We start from the raw sequence: 15,713 nt of genomic DNA on the forward strand, positions 1-15,713 counted from the left end.
CCGGTGCGCAAGTGGGACAGCACCGGGACCGTCAGCTGGGACTGGGGCCGTTCGAAGGTGGTCTCCGGTGACTTCGACGGTGACGGCCGTGGCGATGTGGGTGTGCTGTACGACAACGGTCAGCAGAGTGACGGTGCGAACCGTGCGGCGTTGTGGACGTTCACGAGTACGGGTACCGGTTTCGGTGCCCCGGTGCGCAAGTGGGACAGCACCGGGAGCATCAGCTGGATGTGGAGCCGCTCCAAGGTGACGTCGGGTGACTTCGACGGTGACGGCCGCTCCGACGTCGGTGTCCTGTACGACAACGGTCAGCAGAGCGACGGCGCGGGCCGTGCGGCGTTGTGGACGTTCACGAGTACGGGTACCGGCTTCGGCGGGCCGGTGCGCAAGTGGGACAGCACCGGAACCATCAGCTGGAGCTGGCAGCGCAGTGAACTGACCTGATCGCGGGGATCCGGGCGGGCCCTTTCGGCGTCCATACCTGTATGGACCTCGAGAAACGGCCCCCCGGCAGCGACCCGCAGGAGCCGGCCCGCCGGTCGGACGCCGAAGGGTGTCTCACCGTGGCGATCCGCATCCCGGTCCGGATCGTCGTGCTGGTCCTGGTCGTGCCGGTCCGCCTGGTGTGGGACGCGCTCGTCGTCGGCGGGCGCTTCCTGCGGGACACCGTGCTGCGGCCCTTCGGGCGGGCGCTGGGACGGCTCGGGCGGGCCCTGTTCGTGTGGCCCGCCGTCGGCCTGTGGAGATACGTGGTCGTGCCGTTGGCCCGCGGCATCGCCTGGCTCGGCAGAATCCTCCTCGTCGTACCGGCGGTGTGGCTGTACCGGTGGGTGCTGACGCCCGTCGGGCACGGGTTCCTGTGGGTGGGCAGGGGGGTGGGCGCGGTGCTCGCCGCGGTGGGGCGCGGACTGTACGCCGTCGGTGCCTGGCTCGGGCGGTATCTCGTCGTCGTGCCCGCGACCTGGCTGTACACGTGGGTCCTCACTCCCGTCGGGCACGCGATCGCCTGGTGCGGCAGAGGGATCGCCTGGTGTCTGCGCACGGTCGTCACCGGAGTCGGCACCGCGCTGTACTGGACCGCCCGGATCCTGCTGGTGTTGCCCGTCCTCGCGCTGTGGCGGTGGGTGCTGGCGCCCGTCGGCAGGGGCCTCGCCGTCGTCGGACGGGAGGTCGGCGCCGCCCTCGGGCACGCCTGGCGGATCGCGGGCCACGTCTCGCTCGCCGTCGGCCGGTTCCTCGGGACCGTCTTCCGCCTGCTCGTCGGGGATCCGGCGCGCTGGGTGTACCGGACCCTCCTGACGCCGGTGGGACACGTCGTGCGGGACGCGGTCTGGCGGCCCGCCGCGGACGCCTCGCGCGCCGTCGGCCGGGCCGTGCGGCAGGCGCTGGAAGACGTCCGCGGCTCCGTCCGGCGGGCCCGTGCCGACGTGCTGCGGGCCCTGTTCGGGGAGCCGGCGACGAAGCCGACGGTGGCCCGGCGGGAACCATCCGCGGCGGAGGCACGTACTCTTGGTAGCAGTACGACCGCTCTCACGAAGGACTGAACGACACTGGGCAAGCGACAGCCCGAAGGCCCGCCGCCCGTACCCGCGGTGCAGCGCATCCGACTGCGTTACACCAAGCGCGGCCGCCTCCGGTTCACCAGCCACCGTGACTTCCAGCGCGCCTTCGAGCGTGCGCTGCGCCGCGCCGAGGTGCCCATGGCGTACTCGGCGGGGTTCACCCCGCACCCGAAGGTGTCGTACGCCAATGCCGCACCCACCGGCACGGGCAGTGAAGCGGAATACCTGGAGATCGCGCTCACCGAGGCGCGCGACCCGGAGCAGCTGAGGCTGCTCCTCGACGAGTCGCTGCCCGCCGGGCTCGACGTCGTCGAGGCGGTCGAGGCCCGCACCTCCGGGCTCGCCGACCGGCTGACGGCTTCCGTCTGGGAGCTGCGGCTGGACGGCGTGGAGTCCGCGGACGCCGAGCGCGCCGTGGCGGCCTTCAACGCGGCCGAGGCGGTCGAGGTCCAGCGCCGGACCAAGAACGGCGTCCGTACCTTCGACGCCCGCTCCGCCGTCGTGAGCCTCGAGAACGCGACCACCACCTCTGATACGCCGGCTGATAGGCCGACCGACCGGCCCTGTGCGATACTGCGGCTGGTTGTTCGGCACGTGACGCCTGCCGTACGACCCGACGACGTCCTGTCCGGTCTTCGCGCCGTGGCCGACCTGGCGCCGCCGGTCCCCGCAGCGGTGACCAGGCTGGCGCAGGGGCTGTTCGATGAAGAGACCGGCGCGGTGACCGACCCGCTCGCGCCCGACCGCGAGGCAGCAACGCCCGAGCCGCAACCGGCCGCCGCTGCTGCCGCCGCGAAGGCGCCGGCGTAAGGAAGGTTCCGCACAGGGACGAGCGTCGTAGCGCCGCCCTCGAACTCGGGAGCCACCTGGGTCGGGCAGCGCACCGACCACAAGACTTTCGCCAGGCCGTGCACGACAAGGGGTACGGAACCGGCGAGACAAGACACGGAGAGCTCCCGAGCGGCGCCCGCGCCCCGGACGGCGGCAACCGCGCATCGCGCGAGCCGCGGACGTCACCGGCGGTCGACACGGTCGATCCCGGACCACGGCGCGGCGCCCGGGAGCCTGACGGGAGAAACCCCCGCATGCTCGAACCGACCGAATCCGCAGAGTCCGCCATTTCCTCGACGGACTCCGAGATGAACACCCCCAGCGACACCCTGCCGCCGCGTCGTCGGCGCAGGGCCGCGTCCCGCCCGGCGGGGCCCCCGTCCGGCGCCTCCGGCGCGCAGGCGGAGACCGCCGCGCCGGCCGAGGCGCCCGCCGCGGCCGAGGAGCCGGAAGAGGCCGCCGACGAGGTGACCGGGACGCCTGAGAAGGTCGCCGAGCCGGTGTCCGCGGGCCGCCCGCGGCGCCGCGCCGTGCGCCGTGCCTCCGCGCCCGTCGGGTCCCCGACGTCGGCCGAGGCCGCCGAGACCGTCGTCCCCGTGGCGCCCGCCGCCGAGACGCCCGCCGAGCCCGAGCCGGCCGCGAGCGCCGGGACCACCGAGGACGCCGCTCCCCGCCGTAGCCGTCGCCGTGCCACGCGCACGGTGACCTCGCCCACCGCCGCCGCGCCCGCACCGGAGGCCGAGACCGCCGCGGCGACCCCGGAGCCCGCGCCCGTCGAGAAGACCGCCGCGCCCGTCGAGGAGGCCGCCGAGGAGGCCGCTCCGCGGCGTACGCGTCGGCGTGCCACGCGGCGTGTGTCCGCCCCCGCCGGTGAGCCCGCGGCTGCCGAGCCGGCCGAGACGGCGACCGAGACCGGCGCGACCGAGACCGGCGCGGCCGAGGCTGCCGCTGCCCCCGAGACCGCTCCCGCCGCCGCGCCCGTCGAGGAGGCCGCCGAGGACGCTGCTCCGCGGCGTACGCGTCGGCGTGCCACGCGGCGTGTGTCCGCCCCCGAGGCCGCGGAGGCCCCGGCCGAGACCGTGAGCGAGGACTCGGGTGAGTCCGCGCAGGCCGCCGAGGCCACCCCGGCCCCCGAGGCCGCTGCGAGTGCCGAGCCCGCCGCGCCCGTCGAGGAGGCCGCTCCGCGTCGCGCGCGTCGTCGGTCCGCCCGCAAGGCCGCCGGTGGCTTCGCCGAGCCCGCGCGGAGCGCCGCCGCGTCCGACGAGGCGGACGCCCCGAAGCGTCCCGCGCGTCCCGCCGTCGCCGTGTTCCAGGCGCCCGTGTTCGCGGAGCCCAAGTTCCAGACGCCCGAGCGGGCCGCGGCGGAAGCCGCCGCCGAGGCCGCCGTGCCCGAGCCGGAGCAGGCCGTCCGGGAGACCGAGGCGCCCGAGGAGTTCCCGGAGGAGACCGCCGGTTCGCGTCGCCGCCGCCGGCGCCGTACCGCGGGCCCGGAGGAGACCACCGAGGACCGCACGCCCACCCGGGCCGTCGCCGACGAGCCGGAGGCCGACGCCGAGGCCGAGGCCGACGAGTCGGGCGACGACCACGGTGACGACGCCGAGGGCTCCGAGGAGTACGGCTCGCGCCGCCGCCGGCGTCGGGGCGGCCGCCGCCGTCGCCGGGGCGACCTGGCCGAGGGCTCCGAGGAGTCCGCGGACGACGACATCGAGCACACCGCCGCCGAGCAGGCCGCCCAGGACGCCGAGGACACCGCCGAGCAGGCGGAGGAGGACGCCGAGGAGGGCGAGGACGCCACCGGCGAGAACGGCGGCTCCAGCAGCAGCCGTCGCCGCCGTCGCCGTCGCCGCCGCGCCGGGGATTCGTCCGGCGACGTCGAGACGTCCGCCGACGACCCCGAGCGCACCGTCGTCAAGGTCCGCGAGCCCCGCCCGAAGGCCGAGCCGTCCGACGAGGTGCAGTCCATCAAGGGCTCCACCCGCCTGGAGGCCAAGAAGCAGCGCCGCCGCGAGGGCCGCGAGCAGGGCCGCCGGCGCGTGCCGATCATCACCGAGGCGGAGTTCCTGGCCCGCCGCGAGGCCGTCGAGCGCGTCATGATCGTCCGCCAGCACGGCGAGCGCACGCAGATCGGCGTCCTCGAGGACGGGGTGCTCGTCGAGCACTACGTCAACAAGGAGCAGGCCACCTCGTACGTCGGCAACGTCTACCTCGGCAAGGTGCAGAACGTCCTGCCGTCGATGGAGGCCGCCTTCATCGACATCGGCAAGGGCCGCAACGCCGTGCTGTACGCCGGTGAGGTCAACTTCGAGTCGCTGGGCATGGGCCACGGCCCCCGCCGCATCGAGTCCGCCCTCAAGTCCGGGCAGTCCGTCCTCGTGCAGGTCACCAAGGACCCGATCGGCCACAAGGGCGCCCGCCTGACCAGCCAGGTCTCCCTCCCCGGCCGCTACCTGGTCTACGTGCCCGAGGGCTCGATGACCGGCATCAGCCGCAAGCTGCCCGACACCGAGCGGTCCCGGCTGAAGACCATCCTCAAGCGGATCGTCCCCGAGGACGCGGGCGTCATCGTGCGCACCGCCGCCGAGGGCGCCAGCGAGGACGAGCTGCGCCGCGACGTCGAGCGGCTCCAGGCGCAGTGGGAGGAGATCCAGAAGAAGGCCAAGAACGGCAACGCGCCGACGCTGCTGTACGGCGAGCCGGACATGACCGTCCGGGTCGTGCGGGACATCTTCAACGAGGACTTCTCCAAGGTCGTCGTCAGCGGCGACGACGCCTGGCAGACCATCCACGGCTACGTGTCCCACGTCGCCCCGGACCTCGCCGACCGGCTGTCCAAGTGGACCTCCGAGGTCGACGTCTTCGCCACCTACCGGATCGACGAGCAGCTCGCCAAGGCGCTGGACCGCAAGGTCTGGCTGCCCAGCGGCGGTTCGCTGGTGATCGACCGGACCGAGGCGATGGTCGTCGTCGACGTCAACACCGGCAAGTTCACCGGTCAGGGCGGCAACCTCGAGGAGACGGTCACCAGGAACAACCTGGAGGCGGCCGAGGAGATCGTGCGCCAGCTCCGGCTGCGCGACCTCGGCGGCATCATCGTCATCGACTTCATCGACATGGTGCTGGAGTCCAACCGGGACCTGGTGCTGCGGCGCCTGCTGGAGTGCCTGGGCCGGGACCGTACGAAGCACCAGGTCGCCGAGGTGACCTCGCTGGGTCTGGTCCAGATGACCCGCAAGCGGGTCGGCCAGGGCCTGCTGGAGTCGTTCTCGGAGACCTGCGTCCACTGCAACGGCCGTGGTGTCATCGTCCACCTTGACCAGCCGTCCTCCGCCGGTGGCGGCGGTGGCAAGCGCCGCAAGCGGGCGCGTGCCGGTGCCGGTGAGCACGACCACGAGGCCGTGGCCGGGGTCGAGACGGTGCCGACGGCGGAGCAGGAGGCGGACACCGAGTCCGAGGCCGAGGTCGCCGCCGAGGTGGCCGAGCCGGTCGCCCTGCCGGCCGAGTTCACCCCGGACGAGGAGCTGTACAGCAGCGCCGCCGAGGCCGAGGCCGCCGCCACGCGCGGTCGCGGCCGGCGTCGGGCGAGCCGGCGGGCGTCCGCCCCGGCGGGTGCCCCGAAGGCCGCGAAGGACGAGGCCGCGCGCGGCGAGGCCCAGGCGCCGACCGCGCAGGACGTCACGGTCGCGGAAGAGATCGAGCGTCCGGTCGTGCAGGAACCGGCCGCCGAGGTGCTGGCCGAGCCCGCGGCCATCGAGGACGCGTTGTCCGGCGCCCCGGCCCCGGCCGCCCCCGAGGCGGCTCCGACCGCCGACGAGGCGGCGCCCAAGGGCCGTACGCGCCGTCGGGCCACCCGGAAGGTGTCCGCACCGGCCGGTTCGCCCGCGGGTGCCGAGGCCGCCGTGCTGACGGTCCCCGAGACCGCGCCGGCCGTGGCCGAGGCACCGGCGGCCGAGGAGGCCGCGCCGGCCGCCGAGAGCGCCGCTCCGGCCCGTCCGCGCCGTCGGGCCGTGCGCAAGCCCACCACCTCGACCGCGTCCGAGGAGGCGGCCGTCGTGGTCGTCCCGTCGGCCCCGGCGGAGGCGGAGGCACCGGCGGAGCCCGAGGCGGCCGAGGCCCCGGCCGTGGACGCGTCCGGTGACGAGGCCGCCCCGGCCAAGAAGGCGGCGGCCCGCAAGACGGCCAAGAAGGCGACGGCGAAGAAGGCCGCCACCAAGAAGACCGCGGCCAAGAAGACGACGACCGCGAAGAAGACCACGGCCAAGAAGGCGGCCAAGACGACGACCGCCAAGAAGGCCACGGCCAAGAAGACGGCGTCGAAGAAGACCGCGGCGGCCGAGCAGGCGGCGCCGTCCTCGGTCACGGCCGCCACCGACGAGGGCTGATCCGGCCCCTGCGGCACCACGTGTGGCCCCGCCCGTCCGGGCGGGGCCACACGCCTGTGCGGGGCCTGCCACGACGCGCGCGGGCCCCGCACACGGCCCCGCCGAGCGGCCTCACGGCGGCGGCCGGGAGCCCGGTTTGACCCCTGTCGCGTGTCCCCGTAATCTTGACCGTCGGCGTGTCGACTGACGCGTCACATCCCCGTAAACCTCTTTCCTTCCGCATGCGGGCCCTCGCGGGCAGCACGCCGGGAGAGGCCGTCCGTGTTGCACCGGGCGGCTGGACTGCGGGGGTGCCGTTCCCGAGCGAGAGAGTGAGATCCGCGTGTACGCCATCGTGCGCAGCGGTGGTCGCCAGCACAAGGTTGCTGTCGGCGACATCGTTGAGGTTGACAAGATTTCCACCGCCAAGGTCGGCGACACGGTCGAGCTCTCGACCCTGCTCGTGGTCGACGGCGACGCTGTGACCAGCGACCCGTGGGTGCTGGCCGGCATCAAGGTCCAGGCCGAGGTCGTGGACCACCACAAGGGCCAGAAGATCGACATTCTGCGCTACAAGAACAAGACCGGCTACCGCCGTCGTCAGGGCCACCGCCAGCAGTACACGGCGATCAAGGTCACTGAGATCCCCGCGGCTGCGAAGTAAGGGACTGAGGAGAGATGGCACACAAGAAGGGCGCATCGTCCACCCGTAACGGTCGTGACTCCAACGCTCAGCGCCTCGGCGTGAAGCGCTTCGGTGGTCAGGCCGTCAACGCGGGCGAGATCCTGGTCCGCCAGCGCGGCACCCACTTCCACCCGGGTGCGGGCGTCGGCCGTGGCGGCGACGACACGCTGTTCGCGCTGCAGGCCGGTGCGGTGCAGTTCGGCACCCACCGTGGCCGCAAGGTCGTGAACATCGTTCCGGTCGCCTGATCGGAAACTTTCGCGAGGCGGACCTCACTTCCCGGACGGGAAGCGGGTCCGCCTTTCGCGTGTTACCCAAGAGACAACCCCGTAGTAACTGGAGGCACATCCCATGACCACCTTCGTGGACCGCGTCGAGCTGCACGTCGCCGCGGGTAACGGAGGTCACGGCTGTGCCTCCGTCCACCGTGAGAAGTTCAAGCCGCTCGGCGGCCCGGACGGTGGCAACGGCGGCCGTGGCGGCGACGTGATCCTCACCGTCGACCAGTCGGTGACCACGCTCCTCGACTACCACCACTCCCCGCACCGCAAGGCCACCAACGGCAAGCCCGGCGAGGGCGGCAACCGCTCCGGCAAGGACGGCCAGGACCTCGTCCTGCCCGTGCCCGACGGCACCGTGGTCCTCGACAAGGCCGGCAACGTCCTCGCCGACCTGGTCGGCCACGGCACGTGCTACGTCGCCGCACAGGGCGGCCGGGGCGGCCTCGGCAACGCGGCGCTGGCCTCCGCCCGGCGCAAGGCCCCCGGCTTCGCGCTGCTCGGCGAGCCCGGCGACCTCCAGGACATCCACCTGGAGCTGAAGACCGTCGCCGACGTGGCGCTGGTCGGCTACCCGAGCGCCGGCAAGTCGTCGCTCATCTCCGTGCTGAGCGCGGCCAAGCCGAAGATCGCCGACTACCCCTTCACGACGCTCGTGCCGAACCTCGGCGTGGTGACGGCCGGCGAGACCGTCTACACCATCGCGGACGTCCCCGGCCTCATCCCCGGCGCCAGCCAGGGCAAGGGCCTCGGCCTGGAGTTCCTGCGGCACGTGGAGCGGTGCAGCGTGCTGGTGCACGTCCTGGACACGGCGACGCTGGAGTCCGACCGTGACCCGGTCTCCGACCTGGACATCATCGAGGCGGAGCTGCGCGAGTACGGCGGGCTGGACAACCGGCCCCGCATCGTCGTCCTCAACAAGATCGACGTGCCCGACGGCAAGGACCTCGCCGAGATGGTCCGGCCGGACCTGGAGGCGCGCGGCTACCGGGTCTTCGAGGTGTCGGCCGTCGCCCACATCGGGCTGCGGGAGCTGTCCTTCGCGCTGGCCGAGCTGGTGGCGAGGTCGCGTGCCGCCCGGCCGAAGGAGGAGGCCACGCGGATCGTCATCCGGCCCAAGGCCGTGGACGACGCCGGCTTCACCGTCACCCGCGAGGAGGACGGCCTGTTCCGCGTGCGCGGCGAGAAGCCCGAACGCTGGGTGCGGCAGACCGACTTCAACAACGACGAGGCCGTCGGCTACCTCGCCGACCGCCTCAACCGCCTCGGCGTCGAGGAGCAGCTGCTGAAGGCCGGCGCCCGCGGCGGCGACGGCGTGGCCATCGGCCCCGAGGACAACGCGGTCGTCTTCGACTGGGAGCCGTCGGTGACGGCCGGCGCCGAGATGCTCGGCCGCCGCGGCGAGGACCACCGCTTCGAGGCACCCCGCCCGGCCGCCCAGCGACGCCGGGACCGGGACGCCGAACGGGACGAGGCGGAGCGGGAGTTCGACGGCTTCGATCCGTTCTGACGGACCCGCACGTCGGACCCCCGCGTCCGACGGCCCCCGCACACGACACAGGAGGCGAGAACCGGACCCCGAGCGGGCCGGTTCTCGCCTCCTGTGTCGTGCGGGTGGTACGGGCGGGTGCTCAGCGCTCCAGGAACGCGAAGAGCTCTTCCCACTGATCGGTGATGGCCGACGGCGAGTAGCGCTGCACGTTGGCCCGCGCCTTCTCACCCATCGTGTCCCGCAGCTCGGCGTCCTCCATCAGCCGGCCCAGCTGGCGTGCCAGCTCCGTGGTGTTGCCGGGCCGGGCGAGGAGGCCGTCCTCCTCGTCCTGGACGATCTGGCGGACGCCGGGGGCGCAGTCGAAGGCGGCGCAGGGCACGCCGCAGGCCATCGCCTCGAGCAGGGCCAGCGGGAAGCCCTCACCGCGCGAGGACTGCACGAACACCGAGGCCCCGTGCAGCGCGCCCACGACGTCGTCGGTCTGGCCGGCCCACTCCACCGACCCGTCCAGGCCGAGCTCCGTGCACTGCCGCTTCAGGGCCTGCTCGTCGGGCCCGGAACCGTAGATGCGCAGCCGCCATCCGGGGTGCTTGGGCGCTGCCTCGGCCCAGGTGTCGAGCAGCATGTCGATGCCCTTCTGATGACCGAGGCGGCCGATGCTCGCGACCACCTTCTCGGTGCGCCGGGAAGGGACCTCGGGCATCATCGGCAGCGGGTTCGGCATGAAGCCCACGTTGTTGAGGCCGCGGCCCACCCACAGGTCGGCGTCCTCCTGGGTCAGCAGGAGCAGCCGGTCCACGTCCTTGTAGTACTTCTGGACGCGCTGGAAGCGGGAGGAGCCCTTGGAGTACTCGAAGGACTCGTGGCTCATGCCGATGACCGGGTGCCCGGCCGTGTCGGCGACGGCCACCCACTCCATGGCCCACACCTGGGTCACGACGATCATGGCACCCGGGCGGGCGGCCCGGAAGAGGCGCGACAGCCGCTCGGTCGCCTCCCGCATGCCCGTCTCGCGGGCGGCCTCCCGGCGCCGGGCCGCGAGGTTGGCCCGGTCCCGGAGGTTGCGGGCCTGCCAGCGGCCGGGCGGACGCTCGTCGTAGAGCGTCACGGTGGCGAAGGGCGGGTTGTCCCCGAGGTCCATCGGCACCTCGGGCGGGGCGATGCCCACGATGGTCACGCGGTGCCCGCGCTCGGCGAGCAGCCGGGCCATCAGCGCCTGCCAGCGGGCCACGCCGCCGAGTTCGTTGACCTCGTTGGCCACGAAGATGATGTCGCGCTCTGTCATCGGGCTTCTCCCTCGGAACCGAAGAAGCGGTCGACGATCCGGGCGGCGGCGTCGCCACGGTCGTACTCACCGTACTGCGTCATGAATTCCTTGATCCGTCCCTCGCAGCCGGACGCGAGGGCGTCCAGGTCCGACAGCACGTCGAAGAGTTCCTCCGCCGTGCCCGCCAGCGGTCCGGGAGCCTGCTCGGACAGGTCGAAGTAGGTGCCGCGGCTGTTCTCCACGTACTCGTCCCAGTCGTAGGTGAAGAACACCATCGGCCGCTGGAGCAGGGCGTAGTCGAACATCACCGACGAGTAGTCGGTGATCAGCACGTCCGACAGGAGCATGACCGGGGTGATGTCCGGCTCCTCGCTGACGTTGATCACCCGGCCGGCGACCGACGGCGGCAGCGTGACGTTGTTGAGGTAGTGGGTGCGGATCAGCAGGGTGAACCGGTCACCGAAGCGGTCCGCGAACTCCTCGACGTCGAACGGGAACTCGAACTTGCGGACCTTGCCGTTCTGCTGCGCCCGGAACGTCGGGGCGTAGAGGACGACCGGCAGGTCCCGCCGGATGCCCAGCCGCTCGGCGAGCTCCTCCGCGGCCGGATCGACGGTCGCCGACTCGCGGGCCCGCACCAGGGCGTCGTTGCGCGGGTAGCCCGTGCGCAGCAGCTTCTCCTCCGGGATCCGGTAGGCCCGGGCCAGCGTCTTCTCGTCGTGCTGTCCGCGCACCACGAAGTGGTCGAAGCGGTCGATCGCCCGCTGGTAGGCCTGCTGCTCGTGCTCGGGCATGATCCGGTACTGCGGCTCGTCGAAGCCCATGCGCTTGAGCGCGGAGCCGTGCCAGGTCTGGATGTACGTGGTCTCCGGCCGCTTGCTGAGCTTCAGCGGGAAACCCTGGTTGTCGATCCAGAACTCGGCCTGCGCCAGCGCCCTGAGATACGGCCACGACCAGCGGCGCACCAGCTCCACGTCCTGCGGGAAACCGGTGGGGCGGCTGCCCGCGTACGACCAGATGGGCTTGATCGGCACACCGCGGCGGCGCAGCTCCTCGTAGATGGCGCGCGGGCTGTCGCTGTACTGCTTGCCGAGGTGGCTCTCGAAGACGACGGTGCCCTTGCGCACGGGCAGCAGCCGGATCATGCGCTCGAAGGTCTCGATCTTGCGCGCACCGGAGTTGAGGTCCTTGCGCACCGAGGCGACCTTGCGCACCATCTTCTTCGCCACCTGGGCGGGCGGGCTCTGCATGTTGCGCTGCACGAGCGTCGACGTGCGCTGCGCGAGCCGCCCGTGCTGGGCCAGCCGGAAGGCGAGGTGCCCGTTGGCCGAGGCGTGCGGCCGGATGCGGTCGGCCATCATGCGGCCCAGCCGGGGCCGGACGCGGATCTCGCCGGCGCCCTCCAGGTCGGTGCGCCCGACGGTGAGCCGGCTCGTGGTGCGCTCGCCGTCGACCGTGAGGTGCATGCGCACGTCCCACACGTCGTCGACGAGGCCCACGGGGCGCAGCTTGCTCGCCAGCGGAACCGTGGCCTGCCAGGTGACGGAGTCCCCGTCGTGGCGCAGCGTCCCCACCGGGAAGCGGAACGACTGCAGGCTCTTGCGGCGGGCGCGGAACTCCAGCTCGCCCTCCAGACGGGCGTCGGGAGCGATCACGCCGAGCGGGTTGACCAGGGCGCCCGCGAGGGTCACCCCCGCGGGCTGCTCCGCGTACCGGGTCACCGCGTTGCGCAGGTTGAGACGCTGCACCGGCTTGGCGTGGTAGCCGAGGTCGGTCACGTCGAGCACGGCGCGGCCCATCGGGTCGTCGAGGTGCTCGGCACACCAGTAGACCCGGCCGTCACGCTCCAGCAGCGGGCTGGAGACCTTGTTCTTGTTGATGAGCGTGTCGATGGCCGGCATGAGGTGTTCCCAGTCCTCCTGCAGCAGCAGGTAGGCGCAGAGCCGGTGGATCGGGGACAGCTCCGCGTAGGCCTCTTCCGGGAAGTCCTTGATGTACCCGTTGGCCATCTGAGCGAAGTGGTGCCGGTAGTCGTCGTCCAGGAAGGGCAGGTCCCGGAGGTAGAGGACGAGGTCGTGCTTGAGGAACTTGATGTCCTTGTGCAGCTTCAGCTCGTCGTGACCCTGCTCGGCGAGGATGCGGTCGATCCTGCGGTGGATCTCCAGCCGGTCGGCGAAGTTGTTGATCTCGTGCCGGCGGTTGCTGATCGACTTCTCTTCGGTCTTCTCGACGACGTTCCAGTGGTAGACCGTGTTCGGGATCAGGGTGATCCGCGAGGCGGCCAGGTACGCCTGGGCGGAGAAGAGCAGGTCCTCGTAGTGGATGCCGCGGGGGAACGTCAGGCCGCTGTCGACGAGGAACTCGCGCCGGTAGCACTTGTTCGTCGACAGGGTGTCGAAGACCAGGAGGTCCGGTATCTCCGCGATCGAGTCGAAGGTGCGGGTCTGCCGGTAGAGCCACTGGTACCACTTGGCCGTCTTGCCCGTCCGGCTGTCGGTGTGGACGCGCAGGCACAGGCCGGACACGAGGTCGGCGCCGGTGCGCTCGGCGGCGTCCAGCATGTTGCGGCAGGCGTTGACCTCGAGGGTGTCGTCACTGTCGAGGAACATCACGTAGCGGCCGCGGGCGATGGCTATGCCCTGGTTGCGGGGCTCGCCGCAGCCGCCGCTGTTCTCGGCCAGCTGGATGGCCCGCACCCGGTCCGAGGCGGCCGCCAGCCTCTGCGCGACCTCGAAGGAGCCGTCGGTGGAGTGGTCGTCGGCGACGATGACCTCGACGTTCTGCAGGGTTTGGTCGAGGACCGACTGCACAGCTGTCGGAAGACGATCCGCGTCGTTGTAGACGATGACGACGACGCTGATGTCGGGCGTTCTGTCGTGACGCTGGGACACAGCAGCAGCTACCTCTGGTTAAAGAACGGATATCGGGTCGGACGCGACGACGTCCGGGCCGGGTGGCGGAGCGGGCACCCGCTCGTCCAACGGCACGATCGGCGGCAGGTCCGCGAGCGGCTCACCGAGGAAGACGTGCCGAACGACGCGTTCGGCTGCATGCCCGTCGTCGAAGTCACAGAAACGTTGCCGGAAACGGGCCCGGGCCTCGGTGGCCCGGTCGTCGCGCCACCCCTCGGAGCAGAGCAGGTCGGTGAGTTCCTCCTGCGTCGTGGCGACGGCGCCCGGAGGCTGCCGCAGCACGTCGAAATAGGTACCGCGGACCACGGAGTAGGTGTCCCAGTCGTCGGCGAAGACGACGATGGGACGGTCCAGGTTGGCGTAGTCGAACATGGCCGACGAGTAGTCGGTGATCAGGCCGTCGGAGGCGAGGTACAGCCGCTCCACCGACGGGTACGCCGACACGTCGACGATCCGCCCGGCGGACTGCAGCTCGGCGAGCCGGGTGGAGCCGCCGTAGAAGTAGTGGCCCCGCACCAGCAGCGTGACGTCCGGCCCCAGCCGTTCGGCGAGCCGCTCCAGGTCCAGGCGGGGCACGAACCCGCTCTGGTACTCGCGGTGCGTGGGCGCGTAGAGGAACGCCGTGGTGCCCGCGCGCAGCCCCAGGTCCTCGCGGGCCGCGCGCACCTCCTCGGCGCCGGCGGTGAGCAGGATGTCGTTGCGCGGGTAGCCGGTCTCCAGGGTGGTGTACGAGCTGGGGTAGACCCGCTCCCACACGCTGGTCGAGAACCGGTTGGAGCTGATGCTGAAGTCCCAGCGGTCGCAGCGCCTCAGGAGCTTGGCGAAGTCCATGTTGGTGGACGCCGGGTACTTCTGCTGGTCCAGGCCCATGGTCTTGAGCGGCGTGCCGTGGTGGGTCTGCACATGGATCTGGCCCTCCCGCTTCACCACCGTGTCCCCGAAGTTCACGTTGTTGACGAGGTACTTGGCGCGGGCCACGGCGGCCCAGTACGCCCGTGAGCCCACGCGTACGTACTCCACGCCCTCGGGCACCTGCTTCACCGCATCCGGCCGCACGGCCCACACCCGGCGGACGTGGGGCGCCAGACGGCCCAGTTCGGCGTCGATGGCCGCGGGGTTGCAGGAGACGCTGCGGCTCCAGTAGGCGGAGAAGACCGCGAGGTTCTCGTCCAGCGGCAGCCGCAGCTGCGACCGGTAGAAGACGTCCATCGCGCCGCGCTTGGACCGGTTGAGCGTGCGGCGCGTGCGGCTGCGGACGTTCTGCCGGACCCGCAGCGCGGTCAGCGCGCTCGCCATGACCGGGTACGTGTCGCGCTGCAGCAGCGTGTACTTGTGACGGCGGCGGCCGGCCGGCGGCTCGAAGCCCTCGGGCAGGCGCGCGCGGTAGTCGGCGGCGGCCCGGTGGAAGAACTCCGCACGGGCGTCGCGCGGCAGCCGGCCCGGGCGCTCCAGGATGGTCAGGTAGTGGTCGACCATCTTGCGGAACAACGGGCCGCGCCACTGGTCGAGTTCCGCGTGCTCGTCGAGGAAGTCGAAGACGCGCCGGTACTGGTCGAAGACGTCGAAGTGCTTGCGGCTGACCGTCTTGAGGATGTTGCCGCCCTCGCGGCGCTGCCGGTAGAACACGCAGACCCGGTCCAGTACGGCGATCCGCTCGGCGCTGATCATCGAGCAGAACGTCCAGGGGGCGTCCTCGTAGTACCCGGTCGGGAAGGTGAACCCCGACCGGGTGACGAAGTCACGCCGGTACGCCTTGTTCCAGACGATCTGCAGCAGATCGAGCAGGTGGGGCCGGTCGGCGAGGGAGAAGGTGTCGGGGCCGTCGTGCGTGAGCAGGTCCGCCCGCGCGTTGCGGCGGACGCTGCCGTCCCAGTAGGTGCGGGCGTAGTCGTAGACCAGGATCTCGGGATTCCCGGTGGCCTCGAGCCGGTCCGCGATCGCGGTGAGCGCTCCGTCGGACAGTGTGTCGTCACTGTCCAGGAAGAGCACGTATTCACCCTGGGCCTTGTCCAGTCCCGCGTTGCGCGCGCGCCCCAGGCCGACATTCTCGGTGAGATGAATCACATGAATGCGGTCGTCCCGTTGTGCGTATTCGTCGAGAATGGCGCCCGATCCGTCCGGCGAGCAGTCGTCGACCGCGACGATCTCGAAGTCCGTGTAGTCCTGACCCAGCACGGAGTCGAGGCACTCGGGGAGGTACCCCCGCACCTTGTACACGGGAACGACGAGAGAGAGCTTGGGCATCCTTACAACCTGTTCCGAGACTGGACCACGGGAGCGCGGGCTGGGACCGGAGCGCGCTCCGAGCGTCGGTGGGCCCGAGCGCGC

General features: G+C 71.9%; 10 protein-coding genes. 7 read left to right on the plus strand and 3 right to left on the minus strand.

Annotation, left to right across the window (positions count from 1 at the left end):
• The 7 genes from IEZ05_RS00005 to obgE all read left to right on the plus strand — a co-directional run.
• A partial coding sequence (locus IEZ05_RS00005) for an FG-GAP-like repeat-containing protein (protein ID WP_189227827.1) occupies nucleotides 1-444 on the plus strand: 444 nt, incomplete at its 5' end.
• A 41-nt stretch (nucleotides 445-485) separates the two neighbouring features.
• Nucleotides 486-1,544 carry a hypothetical protein gene (locus IEZ05_RS00010; protein WP_189227828.1) on the plus strand — a complete coding sequence of 353 codons (1,059 nt, stop codon included), beginning with the start codon at nucleotides 486-488 and terminating at the stop codon, nucleotides 1,542-1,544.
• Nucleotides 1,545-1,592: 48 nt separating this feature from the next.
• Nucleotides 1,593-2,372 (plus strand): TIGR03936 family radical SAM-associated protein, encoded by a 780-nt coding sequence (locus IEZ05_RS00015; protein ID WP_189227829.1) that lies wholly within the window; start codon nucleotides 1,593-1,595, stop codon nucleotides 2,370-2,372.
• Between the two features lie 275 nt (nucleotides 2,373-2,647).
• Nucleotides 2,648-6,772 carry an Rne/Rng family ribonuclease gene (locus tag IEZ05_RS00020; protein ID WP_189227830.1) on the plus strand — a complete coding sequence of 1,375 codons (4,125 nt, stop codon included), beginning with the start codon at nucleotides 2,648-2,650 and terminating at the stop codon, nucleotides 6,770-6,772.
• Between the two features lie 322 nt (nucleotides 6,773-7,094).
• Complete coding sequence (gene rplU, locus IEZ05_RS00025) at nucleotides 7,095-7,415, plus strand: 50S ribosomal protein L21 (protein WP_004931419.1); 321 nt, start codon at nucleotides 7,095-7,097, stop codon at nucleotides 7,413-7,415.
• A gap of 14 nt (nucleotides 7,416-7,429) precedes the next feature.
• Nucleotides 7,430-7,684, plus strand: coding sequence for a 50S ribosomal protein L27 (gene rpmA / locus IEZ05_RS00030; protein WP_003976205.1), 255 nt, complete (start codon nucleotides 7,430-7,432; stop codon nucleotides 7,682-7,684).
• A 103-nt stretch (nucleotides 7,685-7,787) separates the two neighbouring features.
• Nucleotides 7,788-9,224: a GTPase ObgE gene (gene obgE, locus IEZ05_RS00035; RefSeq protein ID WP_189227831.1), complete on the plus strand. Its 1,437-nt coding sequence runs from the start codon at nucleotides 7,788-7,790 to the stop codon at nucleotides 9,222-9,224.
• Nucleotides 9,225-9,345: 121 nt separating this feature from the next.
• Here the strand turns inward: obgE and IEZ05_RS00040 are convergent, their stop codons facing one another.
• From IEZ05_RS00040 to IEZ05_RS00050, 3 genes are read right to left on the minus strand one after another with little or no spacing between them, the layout of a single operon-like run.
• Nucleotides 9,346-10,491, minus strand: coding sequence for a glycosyltransferase family 4 protein (locus IEZ05_RS00040; protein WP_189227832.1), 1,146 nt, complete (start codon nucleotides 10,489-10,491; stop codon nucleotides 9,346-9,348).
• Nucleotides 10,488-13,364, minus strand: a complete 2,877-nt coding sequence (locus tag IEZ05_RS00045) for a bifunctional glycosyltransferase/CDP-glycerol:glycerophosphate glycerophosphotransferase (RefSeq protein WP_189227833.1) — start codon at nucleotides 13,362-13,364, stop codon at nucleotides 10,488-10,490. The genes IEZ05_RS00040 and IEZ05_RS00045 overlap by 4 nt, the downstream gene beginning before the upstream one ends.
• 18 nt (nucleotides 13,365-13,382) lie before the next feature.
• Nucleotides 13,383-15,629, minus strand: coding sequence for a bifunctional glycosyltransferase/CDP-glycerol:glycerophosphate glycerophosphotransferase (locus IEZ05_RS00050; RefSeq protein ID WP_189227834.1), 2,247 nt, complete (start codon nucleotides 15,627-15,629; stop codon nucleotides 13,383-13,385).
• Nucleotides 15,630-15,713: the final 84 nt, after the last annotated feature.

Origin of the sequence: Streptomyces flaveolus (assembly GCF_014648815.1) — a bacterium.
In the GTDB taxonomy this organism is placed as follows: Bacteria; Actinomycetota; Actinomycetes; order Streptomycetales; family Streptomycetaceae; genus Streptomyces; species Streptomyces flaveolus.